Origin of the sequence: Streptomyces sp. NPDC051364, assembly GCF_040682115.1 — a bacterium.
In the GTDB taxonomy this organism is placed as follows: Bacteria; Actinomycetota; Actinomycetes; order Streptomycetales; family Streptomycetaceae; genus Streptomyces.
In genome coordinates this window covers 55,129-73,576 of record NZ_JBFBAH010000029.1, presented here as the reverse complement: position 1 = coordinate 73,576, position 18,448 = coordinate 55,129, and the positions used below count along the sequence as shown (strand labels likewise).

Genomic DNA, 18,448 nt, shown 5'->3' with positions numbered 1-18,448 from the left:
CCGATTCACGCTCGACGCGCCCGGCGCCGTACCATTCGCGCCATGGCAAAGGCACCCGTTCTCACCCCCCAGGCGGAGGATTTCCCCCGCTGGTACCAGGATCTGATCAACAAGGCCGAGCTGGCCGACAACGGTCCGGTACGCGGCACCATGGTCATCCGGCCGTACGGCTACGGCCTGTGGGAGCGGATGCAGCAGGAGATGGACGCGCGCATCAAGGACGCGGGCGCCCAGAACGCGTACTTCCCGCTGTTCATCCCGCAGTCGTACCTGACGCGCGAGGCCGAGCACGTCGAGGGCTTCGCCCCCGAGCTCGCCGTCGTCACGCACGGCGGCGGCAAGGAGCTGGACGAGCCGGTCGTCGTCCGGCCCACCTCCGAGACGATCATCAACGACTACTTCTCCAAGTGGGTCCAGAGCTACCGCGACCTGCCCCTGCTGATCAACCAGTGGGCCAACGTCGTCCGCTGGGAGATGCGCCCGCGCGTGTTCCTCCGTACGAGTGAGTTCCTCTGGCAGGAGGGCCACACCGCCCACGCCACGTACGAGGACGCCCGCGACTACGCCGCCCGCATCCACACGGACGTGTACGGCGACTTCATGACGAACGTGCTCGGCATCGACGTCGTGCTCGGCCGCAAGACCGCCAAGGAGCGCTTCGCCGGCGCCATCAACACCCTCACCCTCGAGGGCATGATGGGCGACGGCAAGGCGCTGCAGCTGGGCACGAGCCACGAGCTCGGCACCAACTTCGCCAAGGCCTTCAACACGCAGTACCTGTCGAAGGAAGGCAAGCAGGAGCTCGTCTGGCAGACCTCGTGGGGCGTCTCGACCCGCATGGTCGGCGGTCTGATCATGTCCCACGGCGACGACAACGGCCTGCGTGTCCCGCCGCGCCTCGCGCACGTCCAGGTCGTCGTCATGGCGATCAAGGGCGACGAAGCCGTCGCGAAGGTCCGCGAGCTCGGTGCGCAGCTGAAGGCCGCCGGCCTCCGCGTGCAGGTCGACGACCGCATCGACACCCCCTTCGGCCGCCGCGCCGTGGACTGGGAGCTCAAGGGCGTACCGGTCCGCATCGAGATCGGTCCCCGCGACCTGGAGGCCGGCACCGCGATGCTGGCCCGCCGGATCCCGGGCGGCAAGGAGCCCGTGCAGATCGACGCGCTCGCCGACCTGCTGCCCAAGGTGCTCGACGAGGACCAGGCGCAGCTGCTGCGAGAGTCCCGCGAGCGCCGCCTGGCCCGTACCTCCGACGTCTCCACCATCGAGGAGGCCGCCGAGGCCGCCGTCGCCGGCGGCTGGGCGCGGATCCCGTGGGCCGACCTCGGCCCCGAGGGCGAGGCCAAGCTGGGCGAGCAGGCCGTGTCCGTACGCTGCCTGATCGCCGAGGACGGGTCGGTTCCGGAGGCGGACGACGCCCCCGGTACGCTCGCCATCGTCGCGCGCTCGTACTGACCGCTCCTGACTGACCACCGACCCGCCCCGGCACGGCACGAGCCGCGCGCCGGGGCGGGTTCGTGTCGGTCTGGTCGTCGTTACGTACCGACTCCTCCTGGGATCGGCGCACCCGTCCTCGTCGGGACGCATGAGACTGAACTGACTGGTACGTGCAAAAAAATTTGGAATGGCCCGGAATCGGAACACCGGGGCACTCCGGCTCGTTGTCACGACGTGAGCACGACACCACCTGTTCTCGCCGCAGAGCTGGCGCAGGCGTGGGCCGACATTCAGCGGTACCACTCCGAGCTGCCTGACCTTGCCGCGCCCGAGTCCCTGATCGGAGAGTCCTCGTCCGCCTGCGGCGCCGAGCTCTCCTTCGAGCGACTGCTGCACGAGGCAGTCCACGGCATCGCCGCCGCCCGCGGAGTGCGCGACACCTCGCGGGCAGGCCGCTACCACAACCGCAGATTCCTCGCGATCGCCGAGGAAATGGGGCTGGACCACTCCGACGAGCCGCATGCCAGCAGCGGCTTCTCGCTGGTCTCGCTCAATCCCGATGCGAAGAAGCGCTACCGCCCCACCATCGAGCGGCTGCAGCGCGCCCTGAAGGCCCACACGGCTGCGACGGCCGCCGACACCAAGCGCAGCTTCCGCGGGCCGGCCGCCCGGCACGGCTCGTCGGGTGGCGGTGTCCGCGTCAAGGCGGTCTGCGACTGCGGGCGCAACGTGCGCGTGGTCCCCTCCGTGCTGGCCCAGGCGCCGATCGTGTGCGGCGGCTGCATGAAGCCGTTCCGCATCCCCGAGGTCGCCCTCTCGGCCGCCGCCTCCTGAGCCGTACGGCCCCGGGGCCGTACGGGGGCGATGGCCGGGCGGGGATGCCTCCGAAGCCTTCTGCAGGGCGGGGGCGGCCCGGTGGTGCGCGGCCGCGTGCCTCTGATCACCGCTCCCCGCAAGAAGCGCCGCAGGCATGTGGCACAATGGCTAGCTGTACTCGACAGTCGCATAGGACCCCTCTCTCCTCCGGCTGACGCGTCCATCGGGCACCCGAGTACCGCAACCCCACGTGGCATCTCATGTGCCCAACCACGTCAAGTTCAGGAGACACCACTCCAGTGGCAGTCAAGATCAAGCTCAAGCGTCTCGGCAAGATTCGCCAGCCGCACTACCGCATCGTCGTCGCCGACTCGCGCACCCGCCGCGATGGTCGTGCGATCGAGGAGATCGGTCTGTACCACCCGACGTACAACCCGTCGCGCATCGAGGTCAACGCCGAGCGTGCGCAGTACTGGCTGTCGGTCGGCGCCCAGCCCACCGAGGCTGTGCTCGCCATCCTGAAGCTGACCGGTGACTGGCAGGCGCACAAGGGCCTCCCGGCCCCCGCGCCGCTGCTGCAGCCGGAGACGAAGGAGAGCAAGCGTCGCTCCTTCGACGAGTTCGCCAAGGCCCTCGAGGGCATCGGCGAGACCAAGGGCGAGGCCATCACGCAGAAGGCGAAGAAGGCCGACAAGAAGGCGGACGAGGCTGAGGCCGCCGCCGAGTCGACCGAGGCCTGAGCATGCTCGAGGAGGCTCTTGAGCACCTCGTAAAGGGCATTGTGGACAACCCCGACGAAGTGCAGGTTGCCTCGCGCAACCTGCGTCGCGGGCAGGTGCTCGAGGTCCGGGTTCACCCGGACGACCTCGGGAAGGTGATCGGCCGCAACGGCCGCACCGCGCGTGCCCTGCGTACCGTCGTGGGCGCCATCGGCGGCCGGGGGATCCGCGTCGACCTCGTCGACGTGGACCAGGTCCGCTGAGACTTGGTTCATTGAGAACGTGAATCACCGGCACGGGCCGGGGAGGGCATTCGTGCCCACCCCGGCCCGTCGTCGTCTGAACAGGAGAGAGACAGTGGAGCTGGTTGTTGCGCGGATCGGCCGCGCCCACGGCATCAAGGGTGAGGTCACCGTCGAGGTGCGCACGGACGAGCCCGAACTGCGGCTCAGCCCCGGCGCCGTGCTCCGGACCGAGCCGGCTTCGGCGGGTCCGCTGACCATCGAGACGGGCCGCGTGCACAGCGGGAGGCTGATGCTCCGCTTCGCCGGTGTCAAGGACCGCACCGGCGCCGAGGCGCTGCGCAACATCCTGCTGATCGCCGACGTCGACCCGGCGGAGCTCCCTGAGGAGGAAGACGAGTACTACGACCACCAGCTGATGGACCTGGACGTCGTGCTCGAGGACGGCACCGAGATCGGCCGGATCACCGAGATCTCCCACCTGCCCTCGCAGGACCTCTTCATCGTCGAGCGCCCCGACGGCACCGAGGTGATGATCCCCTTCGTCGGGGAGATCGTCGCCGAGATCGACCTGGAGGAGCAGCGCTGCGTCATCACGCCCCCGCCCGGGCTGATCGACGACCGCGCCGAGATCGTTTCCACGCGGGATGCAGAGCCCGAGGGCGACGCCTGATGCGTCTCGACGTCGTCACGATCTTCCCCGAGTACCTGGAGCCGCTGAACGTCTCCCTCGTCGGCAAGGCGAGGGCTCGTGGGCAGCTCGACGTACACGTCCACGACCTGCGGGACTGGACGTACGACCGGCACAACACGGTCGACGACACCCCGTACGGCGGCGGTCCCGGCATGGTCATGAAGACCGAGCCGTGGGGCGAGGCCCTCGACGAGGCGCTGGCCGACGGATACGAGTCCGGTGCGCGCGGGCCGGTGATGGTCGTTCCCACGCCCAGCGGCCGCCCGTTCACCCAGGAACTGGCCGTCGAGCTCTCCGAGCGGCCCTGGCTGATCTTCACGCCGGCCCGGTACGAGGGCATCGACCGCCGGGTCATGGACGAGTACGCCACGCGGATGCCGGTCTACGAGGTCTCCATCGGCGACTACGTGCTGGCGGGCGGCGAGGCGGCCGTCCTGGTGGTCACCGAGGCCGTGGCCCGGCTGCTGCCCGGAGTGCTCGGCAACGCGGAATCGCACCGTGACGACTCCTTCGCGCCCGGCGAGATGGAGAACCTTCTGGAGGGGCCGGTCTACACGAAGCCCCCGCAGTGGCGCGGCCGGGGCATCCCCGACGTGCTGCTCAGCGGCCACCACGGGAAGATCGCCCGCTGGCGCCGGGACGAGGCCTTCCGCAGGACCGCGCAGAACCGCCCCGACCTGATCGAGCGCTGCGAGGCCTCCGCCTTCGACAAGAAGGACCGCGAGACGCTGAGCATCCTCGGCTGGCGCCCGGACGCCGACGGCCGATTTTGGCGTAGGCCGCAGGTCGTGGAAGAATAAGCGGCTGCTGTGTGCTCGCGTGCGCCCCTGCCACAGGGGGACAGTCGTCCGCAGAGTGACCCGGCTCCCGAATTCTCTACGGAAATCCGCACGGGCGGCCTGTGGCGTCGTGCGAAGAAAGCAGACGAAGAACATGTCTCACCTGCTCGATGGCGTCAACGCCGCCTCGATCCGCTCCGACGTCCCGGCCTTCCGCCCGGGTGACACGATCAACGTGCACGTCCGCGTCATCGAGGGCAACCGCTCCCGTATCCAGCAGTTCAAGGGTGTTGTCATCCGTCGCCAGGGCTCTGGCGTCTCCGAGACCTTCACCGTTCGCAAGGTCTCCTTCAGCGTCGGCGTGGAGCGCACCTTCCCGGTGAACTCCCCGATCTTCGAGAAGATCGAGCTCGTCACCCGCGGTGACGTGCGTCGCGCCAAGCTGTACTTCCTCCGTGAGCTCCGCGGCAAGGCCGCGAAGATCAAGGAGAAGCGCGACCGCTGATCTCCTCTCCGGGTTCCGGGGGCGGCCGGATAGGCTCGCCACCGATGGACACCGAAGCAGAGCTCACGCAGCGCGGCCACTCCTTCCCCGAAACGGGGGAGGGGCGGCCGCGTTTTGCGTTGTGGGGGCGCCGTGCGCGTCCCGGCTGGCGCGCGTTCCTGACCTGGCGGCGGGCCGGGGTGCTCGGCGTGCTGTGCACGACCTTCCTGCTGCTGATCAGCAATTTCGTCGTACAGCCCTTCCTGATCCCGAGCCGGTCGATGGAGCCGACGCTCCAGGTCGGGGACCGGGTGCTGGTGAACAAGCTGGCGTACCGTTTCGGCGACCAGCCGAAGCGCGGGGACGTCGTGGTCTTCGACGGCACGGGATCCTTCGTACCGGAGCGCGCCGAGGGCAACCCGATCGGCGAGGCCCTGCACGGCGCTGCATCCGCGCTCGGGATCGGCGAGCCGTCCGACACCGACTTCGTGAAGCGGGTGGTGGGTGTCGGCGGGGACGACGTGGTGTGCTGCGACGCCGGCGGGCGGATCAAGGTGAACGGCGTCCCACTGCAGGAGCCGTACCTGTATCCCGGCGACACGCCCTCGAAGGTGCCCTTCCGTATCGTCGTACCCGTTGGGACCCTTTGGGTCATGGGTGATCATCGTTCCCAGTCCCGGGACTCCCGGGACCACCTGGGGGAGCCGGGCGGGGGGATGGTGCCGGTGGAGAAGGTGATCGGGCGGGCCGACTGGATCGGCTGGCCGGTCTCGCGCTGGGGATCGACGCCCACGGTGGCACCGTCCTCCGGTGGCGGTCATGGGTAGCCGGGGGCGCCCCAGAGGCGGCCGGGTCCCCGAGCCGGAGCCGGAGCCGGAGCCGAGGCGCGCGTCCCGGCCCCCGCGCGCGCCCGAATTCTGGCGTGCGCCCGAGACCCCGGGCGGCCCCGCGCCGCGGCGGGAGTCCGAGCCCGCTGCGGTCCCCGAGCCCGGGCCGGCGCGGGAACCCGGGTCCCGGCGAGGGGGCAAGGCGCAACCCGTTGCGGCGACCGGAGGCGGCAGCCGGGCCGAACGGCGCCGACTGGCCCGCCGGGTCCGCAGGCGCAGGCGTACCCGCCGGGTGGGAGAGGTGCCGCTGCTGATCATCGTGGCGCTGTGCATAGCGCTCGTCCTCAAGACCTTCCTCGTGCAAGCCTTCTTCATCCCGTCCGGGTCCATGGAGCAGACGATCCGGATCGGCGACCGGGTGCTGGTCGACAAACTGACCCCGTGGTTCGGCTCCAAGATCGAGCGCGGCGACGTCGTCGTGTTCAAGGACCCCGGAGGCTGGCTCAAGGGCGAGGCCGCGCGCCCGCCCTCCGACCCGGTCGGCGTCAAACAGATCAAGGAGACGCTGACCTTCATCGGCCTGCTGCCCTCCGCCGACGAACAGGACCTGATCAAGCGGGTCATCGCCGTCGGCGGCGACACCGTCATGTGCTGCGACGCCAAGGGCCGCGTCACGGTCAACGGCGCGCCGCTCGATGAGCCGTACGTGAGCCCCGGCAACGCCCCGTCCGAAATCAGGTTCGAGGTGCAAGTGCCCCCGGGGCGGCTCTTCGTCATGGGCGACCACCGGGCGAACTCGGCCGACTCCCGCTTCCACCTCGACGAGGCCTTCGACGGCACCATCGACGAGGAGGGCGTCGTGGGGCAGGCCGTCGTCATCGCCTGGCCGTTCGATCACTGGCGCAAGCTCGAACAGCCCGCAACCTTCCGTACGGTGCCCGATCCGGCACCGAGCGGGCGACGCGGCCGCCGTGGGCGCCGTCGTCGGCCGCCGTTCGCATAGTGTGTCCTCGGTCTCCCGCGCCTTAGGGAACTCCCGCTCGTTAAGGGAGGGGAGGGCCCGTGCCCGATCCGGCGCGGGCGGCGACTTGCGAGTGAGGAGTGGATGTGGGGGATGTGGCAGTAGGCGCGCGATCCGGACGCGACGAAGGCGAGGAGCGGCCGGACGAAGCCGAGCGCGAGGCCGATGACGGTGGTGCCGAGGCGCGCCCGCACCGCTCGTTCTGGAAGGAGCTCCCGCTCCTCATCGGCATCGCCCTGCTGCTGGCCCTGCTGATCAAGACCTTCCTGGTGCAGGCGTTCTCGATCCCGTCCGACTCGATGCAGAACACCCTGCAGCGCGGCGACCGGGTGCTCGTGGACAAGCTGACCCCGTGGTTCGGCTCCGAGCCCGAGCGCGGCGAGGTCGTGGTCTTCCACGACCCCGCGAGCTGGCTGGCCGGGGAGCCCACCCCGGAGCCCAACTTCATGCAGACGATCCTCAGCAAGATCGGCCTGATGCCGGACGCGGCCGAGAAGGACCTGATCAAGCGGACCATCGCCATCGGCGGTGACACGGTCGAGTGCAAGAAGGGGGGACCGGTCGTCGTCAACGGCAAGGCGCTGGACGAGCCGTACATCTACCCCGGCAACACCCCGTGCGACGACGCTCCGTTCGGCCCGCTCACCGTGCCCAAGGGCAAGATCTGGGTGATGGGCGACCACCGGCAGAACTCGCAGGACTCCCGCTACCACATGCAGGATTCCACCCAGGGCTTCGTGCCGGTCGACAAGGTCGTCGGGCGGGCCGTGGTGGTGGCGTGGCCGATCACCCGCTGGTCGACGCTTCCCATCCCGGACACGTTCGACCAGCCGGGCATCGGGAACCAGGCCAAGGCGACCGCGCTGGGTCTCGGGGCCGCCGGTCTGGCGCCGGTCGGGCTCGGTCCGGCCGCGCTGGGCCTCGTCGGCGCGGTTCCGGTCGTGATGTGGCGCCGGCGGAGGCTGACCAGCGGGACTACCGGCAGGTAGGGTGCCGCCCAGGTCGTCGATCCCGGAAGTGTGGGGGCGCTGCAATGGGCGGAACGCAGGAAAGCGGTACCGAAGGAATACGCGGTGGCAAGGACGGCCGCGGCGGTCTCGGCAATGTGCTGTCGGGAGTCGCCGTGGCCGTCGGCTTTGTGCTCTTCCTGGGCGCCTTCGTATGGGGGGCGCTCGTGTACCAGCCGTACACGGTGCCGACCGACTCGATGATGCCGACGGTGAACCCCGGCGACCGAGTGCTCGCGCAGCGGATCGACGGCGGTGAGGTGCGGCGCGGCGACGTGGTCGTGTTCACTGATTCCATGTGGAGTGACTCGCCCATGGTCAAGCGGGTCGTCGGCATCGGCGGCGACACCGTGAAGTGCTGCGGTGAGGGCGGTCGGCTCACGGTGAACGGCAAGGAACTCGACGAGCCCTACATCGAGCACACCAAACCCGAAGCGGCCGCCGCGGGCACGGGCACGGGGACGGGCACTGGCACGGGCTTGGGCGTGGCCTCCGACACACCGTTCGAGGTGACGGTGCCCGAGGGCAACCTCTTCCTGCTGGGCGACCGGCGGTCCGCCTCGCTCGACTCCCGGGCCCACCTCCAGGAGACAGGCCAGGGCACCGTGGCCCGCTCCGCGGTCGACGCCCGGGTCGACGCCCTCGCCTGGCCCTCGATGGCGATGCTCGAGCGGCCCGGCACGTACGCCTCCCTGCCCGGCGGGACCTCGCAGCCGGGGCCGCTGCGCCTCCAGCTGGCCGCGGTGCTGGCCGGAGCCGCCCTGGTGGTGCTGGGGGCCGCGTACGGGCCCGTCGTACGGGTCCTGGGGCGCGGGCGGCGGCGGGAGCCGGCCGGTGCCCGCTGAGGCGGCCGCCGGGCCCGGCGGCCGCAAGGTGTCACGGGTGATCCTGCTGGACCCCGCGGACCGGATCCTGCTGCTGCACGGCTTCGAGCCGGACGACCCGGCCGACCACTGGTGGTTCACCCCGGGCGGCGGGCTCGAGGGCGGCGAGAGCCGGGAGCAGGCCGCGCTGCGGGAGCTCGCCGAGGAGACCGGGATCACCGAGGTGGAACTGGGTCCGGTGCTGTGGCACCGGTACTGCTCCTTCCCGTTCGACGGGCGGCGCTGGGAGCAGGACGAGTGGTACTACCTGGCCCGGACCGCCCGGACGCGGACCGAGATGGGCGGGCTCACCGAGCTGGAGCGGCGCAGCGTCACCGGTGCCAGGTGGTGGACCTCCGAGGAACTTCTCGCGGCCCATGAGACGGTGTACCCGACCAGACTCGCCGAGCTGCTCCGTACGCTGCTCAACGATGGTCCTCCGGGTGCGCCGGTGGTCCTGGCCCCGGAAATCGTTTAGGGGCGCACGGGCCTGGCGCACAATAGGGGGACGCACGGCTGAAGGGGAACATGCCATGAGCGCCGAGGACCTCGAGAAGTACGAGACCGAGATGGAGCTGAAGCTCTATCGCGAGTACCGCGACGTCGTCGGGCTGTTCAAGTACGTGATCGAGACAGAACGTCGGTTCTACCTCACGAACGACTACGAGATGCAGGTGCACTCGGTCCAGGGGGAGGTGTTCTTCGAGGTCACGATGGCCGACGCCTGGGTGTGGGACATGTACCGGCCTGCGCGTTTCGTCAAGCAGGTCCGGGTGCTGACCTTCAAGGACGTGAACATCGAGGAGCTCAACAAGAGCGACCTCGAACTGCCCGGCAGCTGATTCCCCTCACCCGGAAGGGTGACGGGGTTGTCCACAACGGCCGGGTTGTCCACCAAGATCCACAAGGTGGGCGGGGGCGCGGGATCGTCGGTACCGGAGGTGGTGCCGGATGAACGCGAAGGGCGTGGCACAGCAGGCATTGGGGCGGTACGGCGAGGAGCTCGCGGCGCGGCGGCTGGCCGAGGCCGGGATGACCGTGATCGCGCGGAACTGGCGGTGCCGCAGCGGGGAGATCGACATCGTCGCGCGGGACGGGGACGCCCTCGTCGTGTGCGAGGTCAAGACCCGCCGGGCGGGTGAGTTCGAACATCCCATGGCCGCCGTCCGCCCCGGCAAGGCCGAGCGATTGCGCCGGCTCGCCGGTCGATGGCTCGCCGACCACGGCGGACCACCCCCGGGCGGGGTGCGCATCGACCTCGTGGGAGTCCTGCTGCCGCAGCGCGGTGCGCCCGTGGTGGAGCACGTCCGGGGGGTGGCGTGATGGGGTTCGCACGAGCCTGTTCGGTCGCGCTGGTGGGTGTCGACGGCGTAGTGGTGGAGGTCCAGGCCGACCTGGAGCCCGGGCTCGCCGCCTTCACCCTGGTGGGGCTGCCCGACAAGACCCTGGTCGAGAGCCGGGACCGGGTGCGGGCCGCCGTCGTGAACTCGGGGGCCGCATGGCCGCAGAAGAAGCTCACCGTCGGGCTCAGCCCGGCCTCCGTACCGAAATCCGGCGCCGGCTTCGACCTGGCTGTCGCGGCCGCCGTGCTCGGCGCCGCCGAGGTGATCGATCCCGCTGCGATCGCCGACCTGGTGCTCATCGGGGAGCTGGGGCTGGACGGCCGGGTGCGGCCGGTGCGGGGAATCCTGCCGGCGATCCTCGCCGCGGCGGATGCCGGGTACCGGAACGTGGTGGTGCCGCAGCAGTGCGCCGCCGAGGCCATGCTCGTGCCCGACGTCTGCGTACTCGGCGTCCGCAGCCTGCGCCAGCTGATCGCCGTCCTCACCGACGGGGAGGTGCCCGAGGAGGAGGCGCCAGGCCTACCGGGCCGGCCGGACCCGATGCTGGCCGGACTGGTGGTCCCCGGCGCAGGGCTCGGCACCGGGATCTCCCAGCGCCGGCCCGGGGAGGGTGAGACCCCGGACTTCCCCGACCTCTCCGACGTAGCCGGGCAGCACGGCGCCCGCCGGGCCCTGGAAGTGGCGGCCTCCGGGGGGCACCACCTCTTCCTCAGCGGGCCCCCGGGAGCCGGCAAGACGATGCTGGCCGAGCGGATCCCCTGGATCCTGCCGCCGCTCTCCCGGCAGGACTCCCTGGAGGTCACGGCCGTCCACTCGGTCGCGGGGATCCTGCCGCCCGGCGAACCGCTGGTCGCCCGGCCCCCGTACTGCGCGCCGCACCATTCGGCGACCATGCAGTCCCTGGTCGGCGGTGGAGCGGGTGTGCCCCGGCCCGGGGCCGTCTCCCTGGCCCACCGGGGCGTGCTCTTCCTGGACGAGGCCGCCGAGTTCAGCACCAAGGCGCTGGACGCGCTGCGCCAGCCCCTCGAATCGGGGCACGTGGTCATCGCCAGGGCCGCCGGGGTGGTGCGGCTTCCGGCCGGATTCCTGATGGTGCTCGCGGCGAACCCCTGCCCGTGCGGGCGGCACACCCTGCTCGGCGCCGGCTGCGAATGCCCGGCATCCGTGATCCGGCGGTACCAGGCGCGGCTGTCCGGGCCGCTGCTGGACCGGGTGGACCTGCGGGTGGGGGTCGAGCCGGTCACCCGCTCCGACCTGCTGGGGCGCGGCGGCCGCGGGGAGGCCACGGCGGCCGTCGCCGACCGGGTGCGCGAGGCCAGGGACCGCGCCGCGGCCCGGCTCGCCGACACCCCGTGGCGGCTCAACGCCGAGGTGCCGGGGCACGAGCTGCGCACGCGCTGGCAGGCGGCCCCCGGCGCGCTGGCGCAGGCCGAGCGGGACTTGGAGCGCGGGTTGCTCACCGCCCGTGGGCTGGACCGGGTGTTGCGGGTCGCCTGGACCGTGGCCGACCTGCGGGGCAGGGACCGCCCGGAGGCGCTGGACGTGGCCGTCGCCCTGGAACTACGGACCGGCATCGCCCGCGGCGCGGCCCTGGCCATGGGAGCCGAATCATGAGCGCCACCGCCGGGCCCGAGCCGCCGGCCGAGCCCGAGCCGGCCGCCGGGTCCGACACAGCCGCCGGGTCCGATGCGGAGCTGTTGGCGCGGGCTGCGCTGACGCGGGTGCTGGAGCCCGGCGACGAGCACGGCGGGCGGTGGCTGCGCGAACACGGCGCCGTCGGGCTGATACGGCTGCTGACCGGCCCGGCCGCCGGGGCGGCGGCCCTGGCCGGGGTGAGGGAGCAGCGGCTCGCCGGATACCGCAGACGGGCGGCCCTCGCCGACCCGCAGCGGGATCTGGCGACCGCCGCCCGCGGCGGCGGCCGGTTCATCTGCCCCGGCTCGGCGCAGTGGCCGACCCAGCTGGACGACCTCGGCGACGCCCGGCCCGTCGGGCTCTGGCTGCGCGGCAGACCGGACCTGCGGACCTGGGCGCTGCGCTCCGTCGCCGTGGTCGGGGCCCGGGCCTGCACCCCGTACGGCGCGCACATGGCCCAGACCCTGGCAGCCGGGCTCGCCGAGCGGGGCTGGGTGGTGGTCTCCGGGGCGGCGTACGGGGTCGATGCCGCCGCCCACCGCGGGGCCCTCGCCTCGGGCGGTGCCACGGCCGCGGTGCTCGCCTGCGGGGTGGACATCGCATACCCCCGTGGCCATGCCGGGCTGCTCGGCCGGATCGCCGACCAGGGGCTGGTGCTGGGCGAGCTGCCGCCCGGCAGCCATCCGACCCCCAGCCGGTTCGTCCTGCGCAACCGGGTCATCGCCGCGCTCACCCGGGGCACCGTCGTGGTCGAGGCGGCCCACCGTAGCGGCTCCCTGGTCACGGCCCGGCGGGCCCAGCAGCTCGGGCGGTTCACCATGGGCGTCCCAGGACCGGCCACCAGCGGGCTCTCCGGCGGAGTGCACGAACTGCTGCGCGGCGAGGCCGTACTCGTCACCGACGCCGCGGAAGTGGTCGAGCTGGTCGGCGGCATGGGTGAACTGGCTCCCGAGCGGCGCGGTCCGGTGCTCGCCCGGGACCTGCTGGACCGGGAGACCGCCCGTGTGCTCGAAGCACTCCCGGCCGGGCGGCTCGCGCACGCCGACGAAGTGGCCCTCGCCGCGGGCACCGGCACCGATGAAGTCATCGGCAGACTGTACGAACTTCACTCTCTGGGGTTCGTCGAACGGCAGGGCGAGGGCTGGCAGTTGACCACACAATCACCTGAAGGAGGCACACAAACCGACGGCACCCGGCGAGGCGGTCGTTGACCTGGGGTGTTCCGGTGAAAGAGTGAAGCCGATGAGAGACGCGGTCTTCCCGGTGGCAGCCGCCGGGACCGAGCGCCAGGCGCCGGTCCCGGGTCTCCCGCGCGAGTCACGACGCCCCGGGGCCCACGCGCGATCCCGTACTCTTCGCGCACCGCGACACTTCCGTCACGCTACGCTCCCAAGGAATCCGGCTCCGGCAAAGGCGAAGCATGCCCCAGCACACCTCAGGGTCTGACCGCGCTGCGGTGCCCCCCGCTGCCCGCGGCAGCGTGCGGACCACCGCGCCCTCGTCCCTCGAGGTGCTGTGGCGCTCGTACAAGGAGAGCGGTGACGAGCGGCTGCGGGAGCAGCTGATCCTGCACTACTCGCCCCTGGTGAAGTACGTGGCCGGCCGGGTCAGCGTGGGCCTGCCGCCCAATGTGGAACAGGCCGACTTCGTCTCCTCCGGGGTCTTCGGACTGATCGACGCCATCGAGAAGTTCGACATCGACCGGTCCATCAAGTTCGAGACGTACGCGATCACCCGGATCCGGGGCGCGATGATCGACGAGCTGCGGGCACTGGACTGGATCCCGCGCTCGGTCCGACAGAAGGCGCGCGCCGTGGAGCGGGCCTACGCCACGCTCGAGGCCCAGCTGCGCCGCACTCCGACCGAGCACGAGGTCGCCGGCGAGATGGGCATCGCGGTGGAGGAACTCCACGCGGTGTTCAGCCAGTTGTCGCTCGCCAACGTGGTCGCCCTGGAAGAGCTGCTGCACGTCGGCGGAGAGGGCGGCGACCGCCTCTCGCTGATGGACACCCTTGAGGACACCGCCGCCGACAACCCGGTCGAGGTGGCCGAGGACCGTGAGCTGCGCAGGCTCCTGGCCCGGGCCATCAACACCCTGCCGGAGCGCGAGAAGACCGTGGTGACGCTGTACTACTACGAGGGCCTCACGCTGGCCGAGATCGGCAACGTGCTGGGCGTCACGGAGAGCCGGGTCAGCCAGATCCACACCAAGTCGGTGCTCCAACTGCGGGCCAAGCTGGCGGATGTCGGCCGGTGAGCTTGCGGCACCTCCGTAGAGTGGATGCGTGCCCAGGATTCGAGCGGCCTCTGTGGCCGAGCACCGGTCGATGCAGCGCGGCGCCCTGCTGGACGCTGCGCGCTCCCTGTTGTCCGAAGGCGGGACGGAAGCGCTGACCTTCCCCGCCCTGGCGGAGCGCACCGGCCTCGCCCGGTCCTCCGTGTACGAGTACTTCCGCTCCCGCGCGGCCGTGGTCGAAGAGCTGTGCGCCGTGGACTTCCCCGTCTGGGCCGCCGAGATCGAGGCGGCGATGGAGCAGGCGCAGTCTCCGGAGGCGAAGGTCGAGGCCTACGTACGGAGCCAGCTGGGCCTGGTCGGGGACCGGCGGCACCGGGCGGTGGTGGCGATCTCGGCCAGTGAGCTGGACGCGGGGGCGCGGGAGAAGATCCGTGCTGCGCACGGGGGGCTCGTGGCGATGATCGTGGAGGCGCTCGGGGCCCTGGGGCATGAGCAGCCCCGGCTTGCCGCGATGCTGCTGCAGGGGGTCGTCGATGCCGCTGTGCGGCGCATCGAGCTCGGCGCCGCGGAGGATCCCGGTGTGGTGACGGAGGCGGCCGTGGCCATGGCCCTGCGGGGCGTGCAGGGCTGAGCCCCGGGGCTCAGCCCCCGGACCCCCGCGCCTCAAAAACGCCGGCGGGGGATGGATCGGGGGCTCCGCCCCGGGCCGCGCGCCTCAAACGCCGGCGGGGCTGGATCTGCCTCGAGCTCCGGCCGGGCTGGATTCGTCGAGCGGCAGGAGTCTTGGCGTGGGGGGTGGGAGGACGGTCAGGGGGTTCAGGTAGGTGGTGCCTGACAGGAGGCCCCAGTGGAGGCAGGGCTTCCCGCAGTGCGTGCCTTCCGTGAGGACGGCGACCACCTGGCCCGCCGTGACCTCCTCGCCCTCCGCGACCAGCGGCCGCACCGGTTCGTACGTCGTGCGCAGGCCGCCCGGGAGCGTGAGGGAGAGGACCCCGCGGCCGGCGACCAGGCCCGCGTAGTGCACCCGGCCCGGTCCGACCGCACGCAGCTCCGCGCCCACCGGGGCGGCCAGGTCCACCCCGCGGTGCCCCGCCGCGTACGGGGTCGGGGGCGGGTCCCACCAGCGGGCCACCACGAGTGGGGGCGGCAGCGGCCGGGCCCCCGGTACGAGCGCCTGGGCCAGGGTCAGCAGCAGCGTGAGCAGCAGTGTCGTCATGCCGTCCAGGTTGCCGCCGGCTCGCGCAGCGTGACGGCGCCTGTGGACAGACGGCCGGGTGTGGACAACGGCGTCACCTGGCATACCGCCCGGTCCCGTACACTTCTTACGGCGATCCGGGTCACCGGGTCGACTTCGCACGCCCCAGCACCAGCCGCTCAGGCCGGGTGAATGCGTCTCTCGGTCCCCTTGTCGGGGGCAGGACGCGGTGGGGCGTCAGGAACCAAACCGAGAAATCAAGGAGATGGCCATGGCCGTCGTTACGATGCGGGAGCTGCTGGAAAGCGGCGTCCACTTCGGTCACCAGACCCGTCGCTGGAACCCGAAGATGAAGCGCTTCATCTTCACCGAGCGCAACGGCATCTACATCATCGACCTGCTCCAGTCGCTGTCGTACATCGACCGCGCCTACGAGTTCGTCAAGGAGACCGTTGCCCACGGCGGCTCCATCATGTTCGTCGGTACCAAGAAGCAGGCCCAGGAGGCCATCGCCGAGCAGGCGACGCGCGTTGGTATGCCGTACGTCAACCAGCGCTGGCTGGGTGGCATGCTCACCAACTTCTCCACCGTCTACAAGCGCCTCCAGCGTCTGAAGGAGCTTGAGGCGATCGACTTCGAGGACGTCGCCGCCTCGGGTCTCACCAAGAAGGAGCTCCTGGTCCTCTCCCGCGAGAAGATCAAGCTGGAGAAGACCCTCGGTGGTATCCGCGAGATGTCGAAGGTTCCCAGCGCCGTCTGGATCGTCGACACCAAGAAGGAGCACATCGCCGTCGGTGAGGCGCGCAAGCTCCGCATCCCGGTCGTCGCGATCCTCGACACCAACTGCGACCCCGACGAGGTCGACTACAAGATCCCGGGCAACGACGACGCGATCCGTTCCGTCACCCTGCTCACCCGCGTGATCGCCGACGCCGTCGCCGAGGGCCTCATCGCCCGCTCCGGCGCTGCGACCGGTGACTCGAAGCCGGGCGAGAAGGCCGCCGCCGAGCCGCTCGCCGAGTGGGAGCGCGACCTGCTCGAGGGCGAGAAGAAGGCCGACGACGCCGAGGCCGCTCCGGCCGAGGCCGCTGTCGAGACCCCGGCCGCCGAGGTCGAGGCCCCCGCCGCCGAGGTCGAGGCCCCGGCCGCCGAGGCTGTCGAGGCCCCGGCCGCCGACGCCGAGCAGGCCTGACCCACTGAGAGCGCCCGGCGTTCACGCGCCGGGCACTCACAGCACGGACGATGACGGCGGGGGAGCCGCGCCAAAAGCGCGGCGCCTCCGCCGTTCACCCGTAGATCTACGACTTCGAGAGAGAATCACAGACTCATGGCGAACTACACCGCCGCTGACGTCAAGAAGCTCCGCGAGCTCACCGGCGCCGGCATGCTGGACTGCAAGAACGCGCTCGTGGACGCCGACGGTGACGTCGACAAGGCCCAGGAAGCGCTCCGTATCAAGGGTCAGAAGGGCGTCGCCAAGCGCGAGGGCCGTTCTGCCGAGAACGGTGCCGTCGTCTCCGTCATCGCCGACGACAACACCTCCGGTGTCATCGTCGAGCTGAAGTGCGAGACGGACTTCGTCGCCAAGGGCGAGAAGTTCCTGGCCGTCGCCAACCAGCTGGCCGCGCACGTCGCCGCCACCTCCCCGGCCGACATCGAGGCGCTGCTCGCGTCCGAGATCGAGCCCGGCAAGACCGTCACCGCCTTCGTGGACGAGGCGAACGCGAACCTGGGCGAGAAGATCGTCCTGGACCGCTTCGCGCAGTTCACCGACGGTTACGTCGCGGCGTACATGCACCGCACGATGCCCGACCTGCCGTTCCAGATCGGCGTCCTGGTCGAGCTCGACAAGGAGAACGCCGAGGTCGCCCGCGGCGTCGCGCAGCACATCGCCGCGTTCGCGCCGCAGTGGCTGTCCGCCGAGGACGTCCCGGCCGAGAAGGTCGAGTCCGAGCGTCGCATCGCCGAAGAGGTCACCCGCGCGGAGGGCAAGCCCGAGGCTGCCATCGCCAAGATCGTCGAGGGTCGCGTCAACGGCTTCTTCAAGGACGCCACGCTGCTCGGCCAGGCGTACGCGCTGGACAACAAGAAGTCCGTCCAGAAGGTTCTGGACGAGGCCGGTGTCACCCTGAAGCGCTTCACGCGCATCAAGGTCGGCATCTGAGTCCGTCCGTACACGACGGACACCGGACCCCGGTAGGGTCTGAAGCAGTCGTCCGCCCGCGCGCGGAACGACCGCAGATCTGACGAGGAGGCCATTGCCGTAGAGGGAACCGCGAGGACCCACCGGCAATGGCCTTCTTCGTATGTGCACGAGGAGATCTCCATGAATCAGGGCGTGGACCCCCACACCGCTTCCGACGACAAGAGCGACCACGACAAGAAGGGCCGCCGCTTCATGCTGAAGCTGTCGGGCGAAGCCTTCTCCGGTGGTGGAGGACTGGGCGTCGACCCCGACGTCGTCCATGCCATCGCGCGCGAAATCGCCGCGGTGGTCCGTGACGGCGCGGAGATCGCCGTCGTGATCGGCGGCGGAAACTTCTTCCGCGGCGCCGAACTGCAGCAGCGGGGCATGGACCGTGCGCGGTCCGACTACATGGGCATGCTCGGCACCGTCATGAACTGCCTCGCCCTCCAGGACTTCCTGGAGAAGGAAGGCATCGACTCCCGTGTGCAGACCGCCATCACCATGGGCCAGGTCGCGGAGCCGTACATCCCGCTGCGCGCCGTACGCCACCTGGAGAAGGGCCGCGTCGTCATCTTCGGCGCCGGCATGGGCATGCCCTACTTCTCCACCGACACCACGGCCGCCCAGCGAGCCCTGGAGATCGATGCCGAGGCCCTGCTCATGGGCAAGAACGGCGTCGACGGGGTCTACGACTCCGACCCGAAGAAGAACCCCGACGCGGTGAAGTTCGACGCGCTGGAGTACAGCGAGGTGCTCTCCCGCGACCTCAAGGTCGCCGATGCCACCGCCATCACGCTGTGCCGCGACAACAAGCTGCCGATCCTGGTCTTCGAGCTGCTCGCCGCGGGCAATATCGCCCGCGCCGTCAAGGGTGAGAAGATCGGCACGCTCGTGAGCGACCAGGGCACCCGGGCCTGAGCGTCCCGACGCCGGGCCCGGCCCCACCGGGCCGAGCCCGCCCC

The 18,448-nt window shown here is 71.0% G+C and carries 21 protein-coding genes and 1 pseudogene; 21 read left to right on the top strand and 1 reads right to left on the bottom strand.

Translation table 11 applies throughout. The annotated features are described in order from the left end of the window. Positions 1-42: 42 nt before the first annotated feature. The 18 genes and pseudogenes from proS to AB0M76_RS35140 all read left to right on the top strand — a co-directional run bounded on the left by proS (position 43) and on the right by AB0M76_RS35140 (position 14,734). A complete protein-coding gene (gene proS, locus AB0M76_RS35225; protein ID WP_365956825.1) occupies positions 43-1,455 on the top strand; it encodes a proline--tRNA ligase in 1,413 nt (470 codons plus the stop codon). Positions 1,456-1,671: 216 nt separating this feature from the next. Next, positions 1,672-2,271, top strand: a complete 600-nt coding sequence (locus AB0M76_RS35220; RefSeq protein WP_365956824.1) for a hypothetical protein — start codon at positions 1,672-1,674, stop codon at positions 2,269-2,271. Positions 2,272-2,552: 281 nt separating this feature from the next. Further along, positions 2,553-2,993: a 30S ribosomal protein S16 gene (gene rpsP, locus AB0M76_RS35215; RefSeq protein ID WP_030298453.1), complete on the top strand. Its 441-nt coding sequence runs from the start codon at positions 2,553-2,555 to the stop codon at positions 2,991-2,993. 2 nt (positions 2,994-2,995) lie between these two features. Continuing rightward, positions 2,996-3,235, top strand: coding sequence for an RNA-binding protein (locus tag AB0M76_RS35210; RefSeq protein ID WP_030011889.1), 240 nt, complete (start codon positions 2,996-2,998; stop codon positions 3,233-3,235). 94 nt (positions 3,236-3,329) lie between these two features. Continuing rightward, the gene (rimM, locus tag AB0M76_RS35205) at positions 3,330-3,887 is read left to right on the top strand and encodes a ribosome maturation factor RimM (protein WP_030859857.1); all 558 of its coding nucleotides are present in this window, start codon (positions 3,330-3,332) and stop codon (positions 3,885-3,887) included. Then, on the top strand, positions 3,887-4,708 hold the full coding sequence (trmD, locus tag AB0M76_RS35200) for a tRNA (guanosine(37)-N1)-methyltransferase TrmD (protein ID WP_266636353.1): 822 nt from the start codon (positions 3,887-3,889) through the stop codon (positions 4,706-4,708). The genes rimM and trmD overlap by 1 nt, the downstream gene beginning before the upstream one ends. 133 nt (positions 4,709-4,841) lie before the next feature. After that, a complete protein-coding gene (gene rplS / locus AB0M76_RS35195) occupies positions 4,842-5,192 on the top strand; it encodes a 50S ribosomal protein L19 (protein ID WP_008737520.1) in 351 nt (116 codons plus the stop codon). A 44-nt stretch (positions 5,193-5,236) separates the two neighbouring features. Next, the gene (gene lepB, locus AB0M76_RS35190) at positions 5,237-5,998 is read left to right on the top strand and encodes a signal peptidase I (protein ID WP_266663305.1); all 762 of its coding nucleotides are present in this window, start codon (positions 5,237-5,239) and stop codon (positions 5,996-5,998) included. A 232-nt stretch (positions 5,999-6,230) separates the two neighbouring features. Next, positions 6,231-7,188, top strand: a pseudogene (gene lepB / locus AB0M76_RS35185) (signal peptidase I); the annotation flags it as partial. Next, positions 7,115-8,008 (top strand): signal peptidase I, encoded by an 894-nt coding sequence (lepB, locus tag AB0M76_RS35180; protein ID WP_365956823.1) that lies wholly within the window; start codon positions 7,115-7,117, stop codon positions 8,006-8,008. The pseudogene lepB (AB0M76_RS35185) and the gene lepB (AB0M76_RS35180), both read left to right, overlap by 74 nt. Before the next feature lie 44 nt (positions 8,009-8,052). Continuing rightward, complete coding sequence (lepB, locus tag AB0M76_RS35175) at positions 8,053-8,871, top strand: signal peptidase I (RefSeq protein ID WP_365956822.1); 819 nt, start codon at positions 8,053-8,055, stop codon at positions 8,869-8,871. After that, a complete protein-coding gene (locus AB0M76_RS35170; protein WP_365956821.1) occupies positions 8,861-9,367 on the top strand; it encodes an NUDIX hydrolase in 507 nt (168 codons plus the stop codon). Before lepB (AB0M76_RS35175) ends, AB0M76_RS35170 begins: the two co-directional genes overlap by 11 nt. 55 nt (positions 9,368-9,422) lie before the next feature. Further along, positions 9,423-9,731: a DUF2469 domain-containing protein gene (locus tag AB0M76_RS35165; RefSeq protein WP_006139554.1), complete on the top strand. Its 309-nt coding sequence runs from the start codon at positions 9,423-9,425 to the stop codon at positions 9,729-9,731. 109 nt (positions 9,732-9,840) lie between these two features. Further along, complete coding sequence (locus AB0M76_RS35160) at positions 9,841-10,212, top strand: YraN family protein (RefSeq protein ID WP_365956820.1); 372 nt, start codon at positions 9,841-9,843, stop codon at positions 10,210-10,212. Beyond that, positions 10,212-11,846 carry an ATP-binding protein gene (locus AB0M76_RS35155; RefSeq protein ID WP_365956819.1) on the top strand — a complete coding sequence of 545 codons (1,635 nt, stop codon included), beginning with the start codon at positions 10,212-10,214 and terminating at the stop codon, positions 11,844-11,846. Before AB0M76_RS35160 ends, AB0M76_RS35155 begins: the two co-directional genes overlap by 1 nt. Next, the gene (gene dprA / locus AB0M76_RS35150; protein ID WP_365956818.1) at positions 11,843-13,078 is read left to right on the top strand and encodes a DNA-processing protein DprA; all 1,236 of its coding nucleotides are present in this window, start codon (positions 11,843-11,845) and stop codon (positions 13,076-13,078) included. Before AB0M76_RS35155 ends, dprA begins: the two co-directional genes overlap by 4 nt. A 209-nt stretch (positions 13,079-13,287) precedes the next feature. After that, positions 13,288-14,124 carry an RNA polymerase sigma factor WhiG gene (gene whiG, locus AB0M76_RS35145; RefSeq protein WP_365956817.1) on the top strand — a complete coding sequence of 279 codons (837 nt, stop codon included), beginning with the start codon at positions 13,288-13,290 and terminating at the stop codon, positions 14,122-14,124. A 52-nt stretch (positions 14,125-14,176) separates the two neighbouring features. Then, positions 14,177-14,734: a TetR/AcrR family transcriptional regulator gene (locus AB0M76_RS35140; protein ID WP_266672654.1), complete on the top strand. Its 558-nt coding sequence runs from the start codon at positions 14,177-14,179 to the stop codon at positions 14,732-14,734. 84 nt (positions 14,735-14,818) lie between these two features. Here AB0M76_RS35140 and AB0M76_RS35135 read toward each other — a convergent pair whose 3' ends face one another. Then, entirely contained in the window at positions 14,819-15,319 is a 501-nt protein-coding gene (locus AB0M76_RS35135) for a M23 family metallopeptidase (protein ID WP_365956816.1), read from the bottom strand. Between the two features lie 250 nt (positions 15,320-15,569). On the opposite strand from AB0M76_RS35135, the gene rpsB reads away from it, so the two are divergent. The 3 genes from rpsB to pyrH all read left to right on the top strand — a co-directional run bounded on the left by rpsB (position 15,570) and on the right by pyrH (position 18,404). Beyond that, positions 15,570-16,490, top strand: a complete 921-nt coding sequence (rpsB, locus tag AB0M76_RS35130) for a 30S ribosomal protein S2 (RefSeq protein WP_365956815.1) — start codon at positions 15,570-15,572, stop codon at positions 16,488-16,490. 135 nt (positions 16,491-16,625) lie between these two features. Continuing rightward, a complete protein-coding gene (tsf, locus tag AB0M76_RS35125; RefSeq protein ID WP_266663285.1) occupies positions 16,626-17,462 on the top strand; it encodes a translation elongation factor Ts in 837 nt (278 codons plus the stop codon). A gap of 162 nt (positions 17,463-17,624) precedes the next feature. Next, positions 17,625-18,404, top strand: a complete 780-nt coding sequence (pyrH, locus tag AB0M76_RS35120) for a UMP kinase (protein WP_365956814.1) — start codon at positions 17,625-17,627, stop codon at positions 18,402-18,404. Positions 18,405-18,448: the final 44 nt, after the last annotated feature.

Coding starts and splice junctions, on each gene's coding strand:
- proS (WP_365956825.1), top strand. CDS start 43: ATGGCAAAGGCACCCGTTCTCACCCCCCAGGCGGAGGATTTCCCCCGC.
- AB0M76_RS35210 (WP_030011889.1), top strand. CDS start 2,996: ATGCTCGAGGAGGCTCTTGAGCACCTCGTAAAGGGCATTGTGGACAAC.
- trmD (WP_266636353.1), top strand. CDS start 3,887: ATGCGTCTCGACGTCGTCACGATCTTCCCCGAGTACCTGGAGCCGCTG.
- rplS (WP_008737520.1), top strand. CDS start 4,842: ATGTCTCACCTGCTCGATGGCGTCAACGCCGCCTCGATCCGCTCCGAC.
- lepB (WP_266663305.1), top strand. CDS start 5,237: ATGGACACCGAAGCAGAGCTCACGCAGCGCGGCCACTCCTTCCCCGAA.
- lepB (WP_365956822.1), top strand. CDS start 8,053: ATGGGCGGAACGCAGGAAAGCGGTACCGAAGGAATACGCGGTGGCAAG.
- AB0M76_RS35165 (WP_006139554.1), top strand. CDS start 9,423: ATGAGCGCCGAGGACCTCGAGAAGTACGAGACCGAGATGGAGCTGAAG.
- AB0M76_RS35160 (WP_365956820.1), top strand. CDS start 9,841: ATGAACGCGAAGGGCGTGGCACAGCAGGCATTGGGGCGGTACGGCGAG.
- AB0M76_RS35155 (WP_365956819.1), top strand. CDS start 10,212: ATGGGGTTCGCACGAGCCTGTTCGGTCGCGCTGGTGGGTGTCGACGGC.
- dprA (WP_365956818.1), top strand. CDS start 11,843: ATGAGCGCCACCGCCGGGCCCGAGCCGCCGGCCGAGCCCGAGCCGGCC.
- whiG (WP_365956817.1), top strand. CDS start 13,288: ATGCCCCAGCACACCTCAGGGTCTGACCGCGCTGCGGTGCCCCCCGCT.
- AB0M76_RS35135 (WP_365956816.1), bottom strand. CDS start 15,319: ATGACGACACTGCTGCTCACGCTGCTGCTGACCCTGGCCCAGGCGCTC.
- rpsB (WP_365956815.1), top strand. CDS start 15,570: ATGGCCGTCGTTACGATGCGGGAGCTGCTGGAAAGCGGCGTCCACTTC.
- tsf (WP_266663285.1), top strand. CDS start 16,626: ATGGCGAACTACACCGCCGCTGACGTCAAGAAGCTCCGCGAGCTCACC.
- pyrH (WP_365956814.1), top strand. CDS start 17,625: ATGAATCAGGGCGTGGACCCCCACACCGCTTCCGACGACAAGAGCGAC.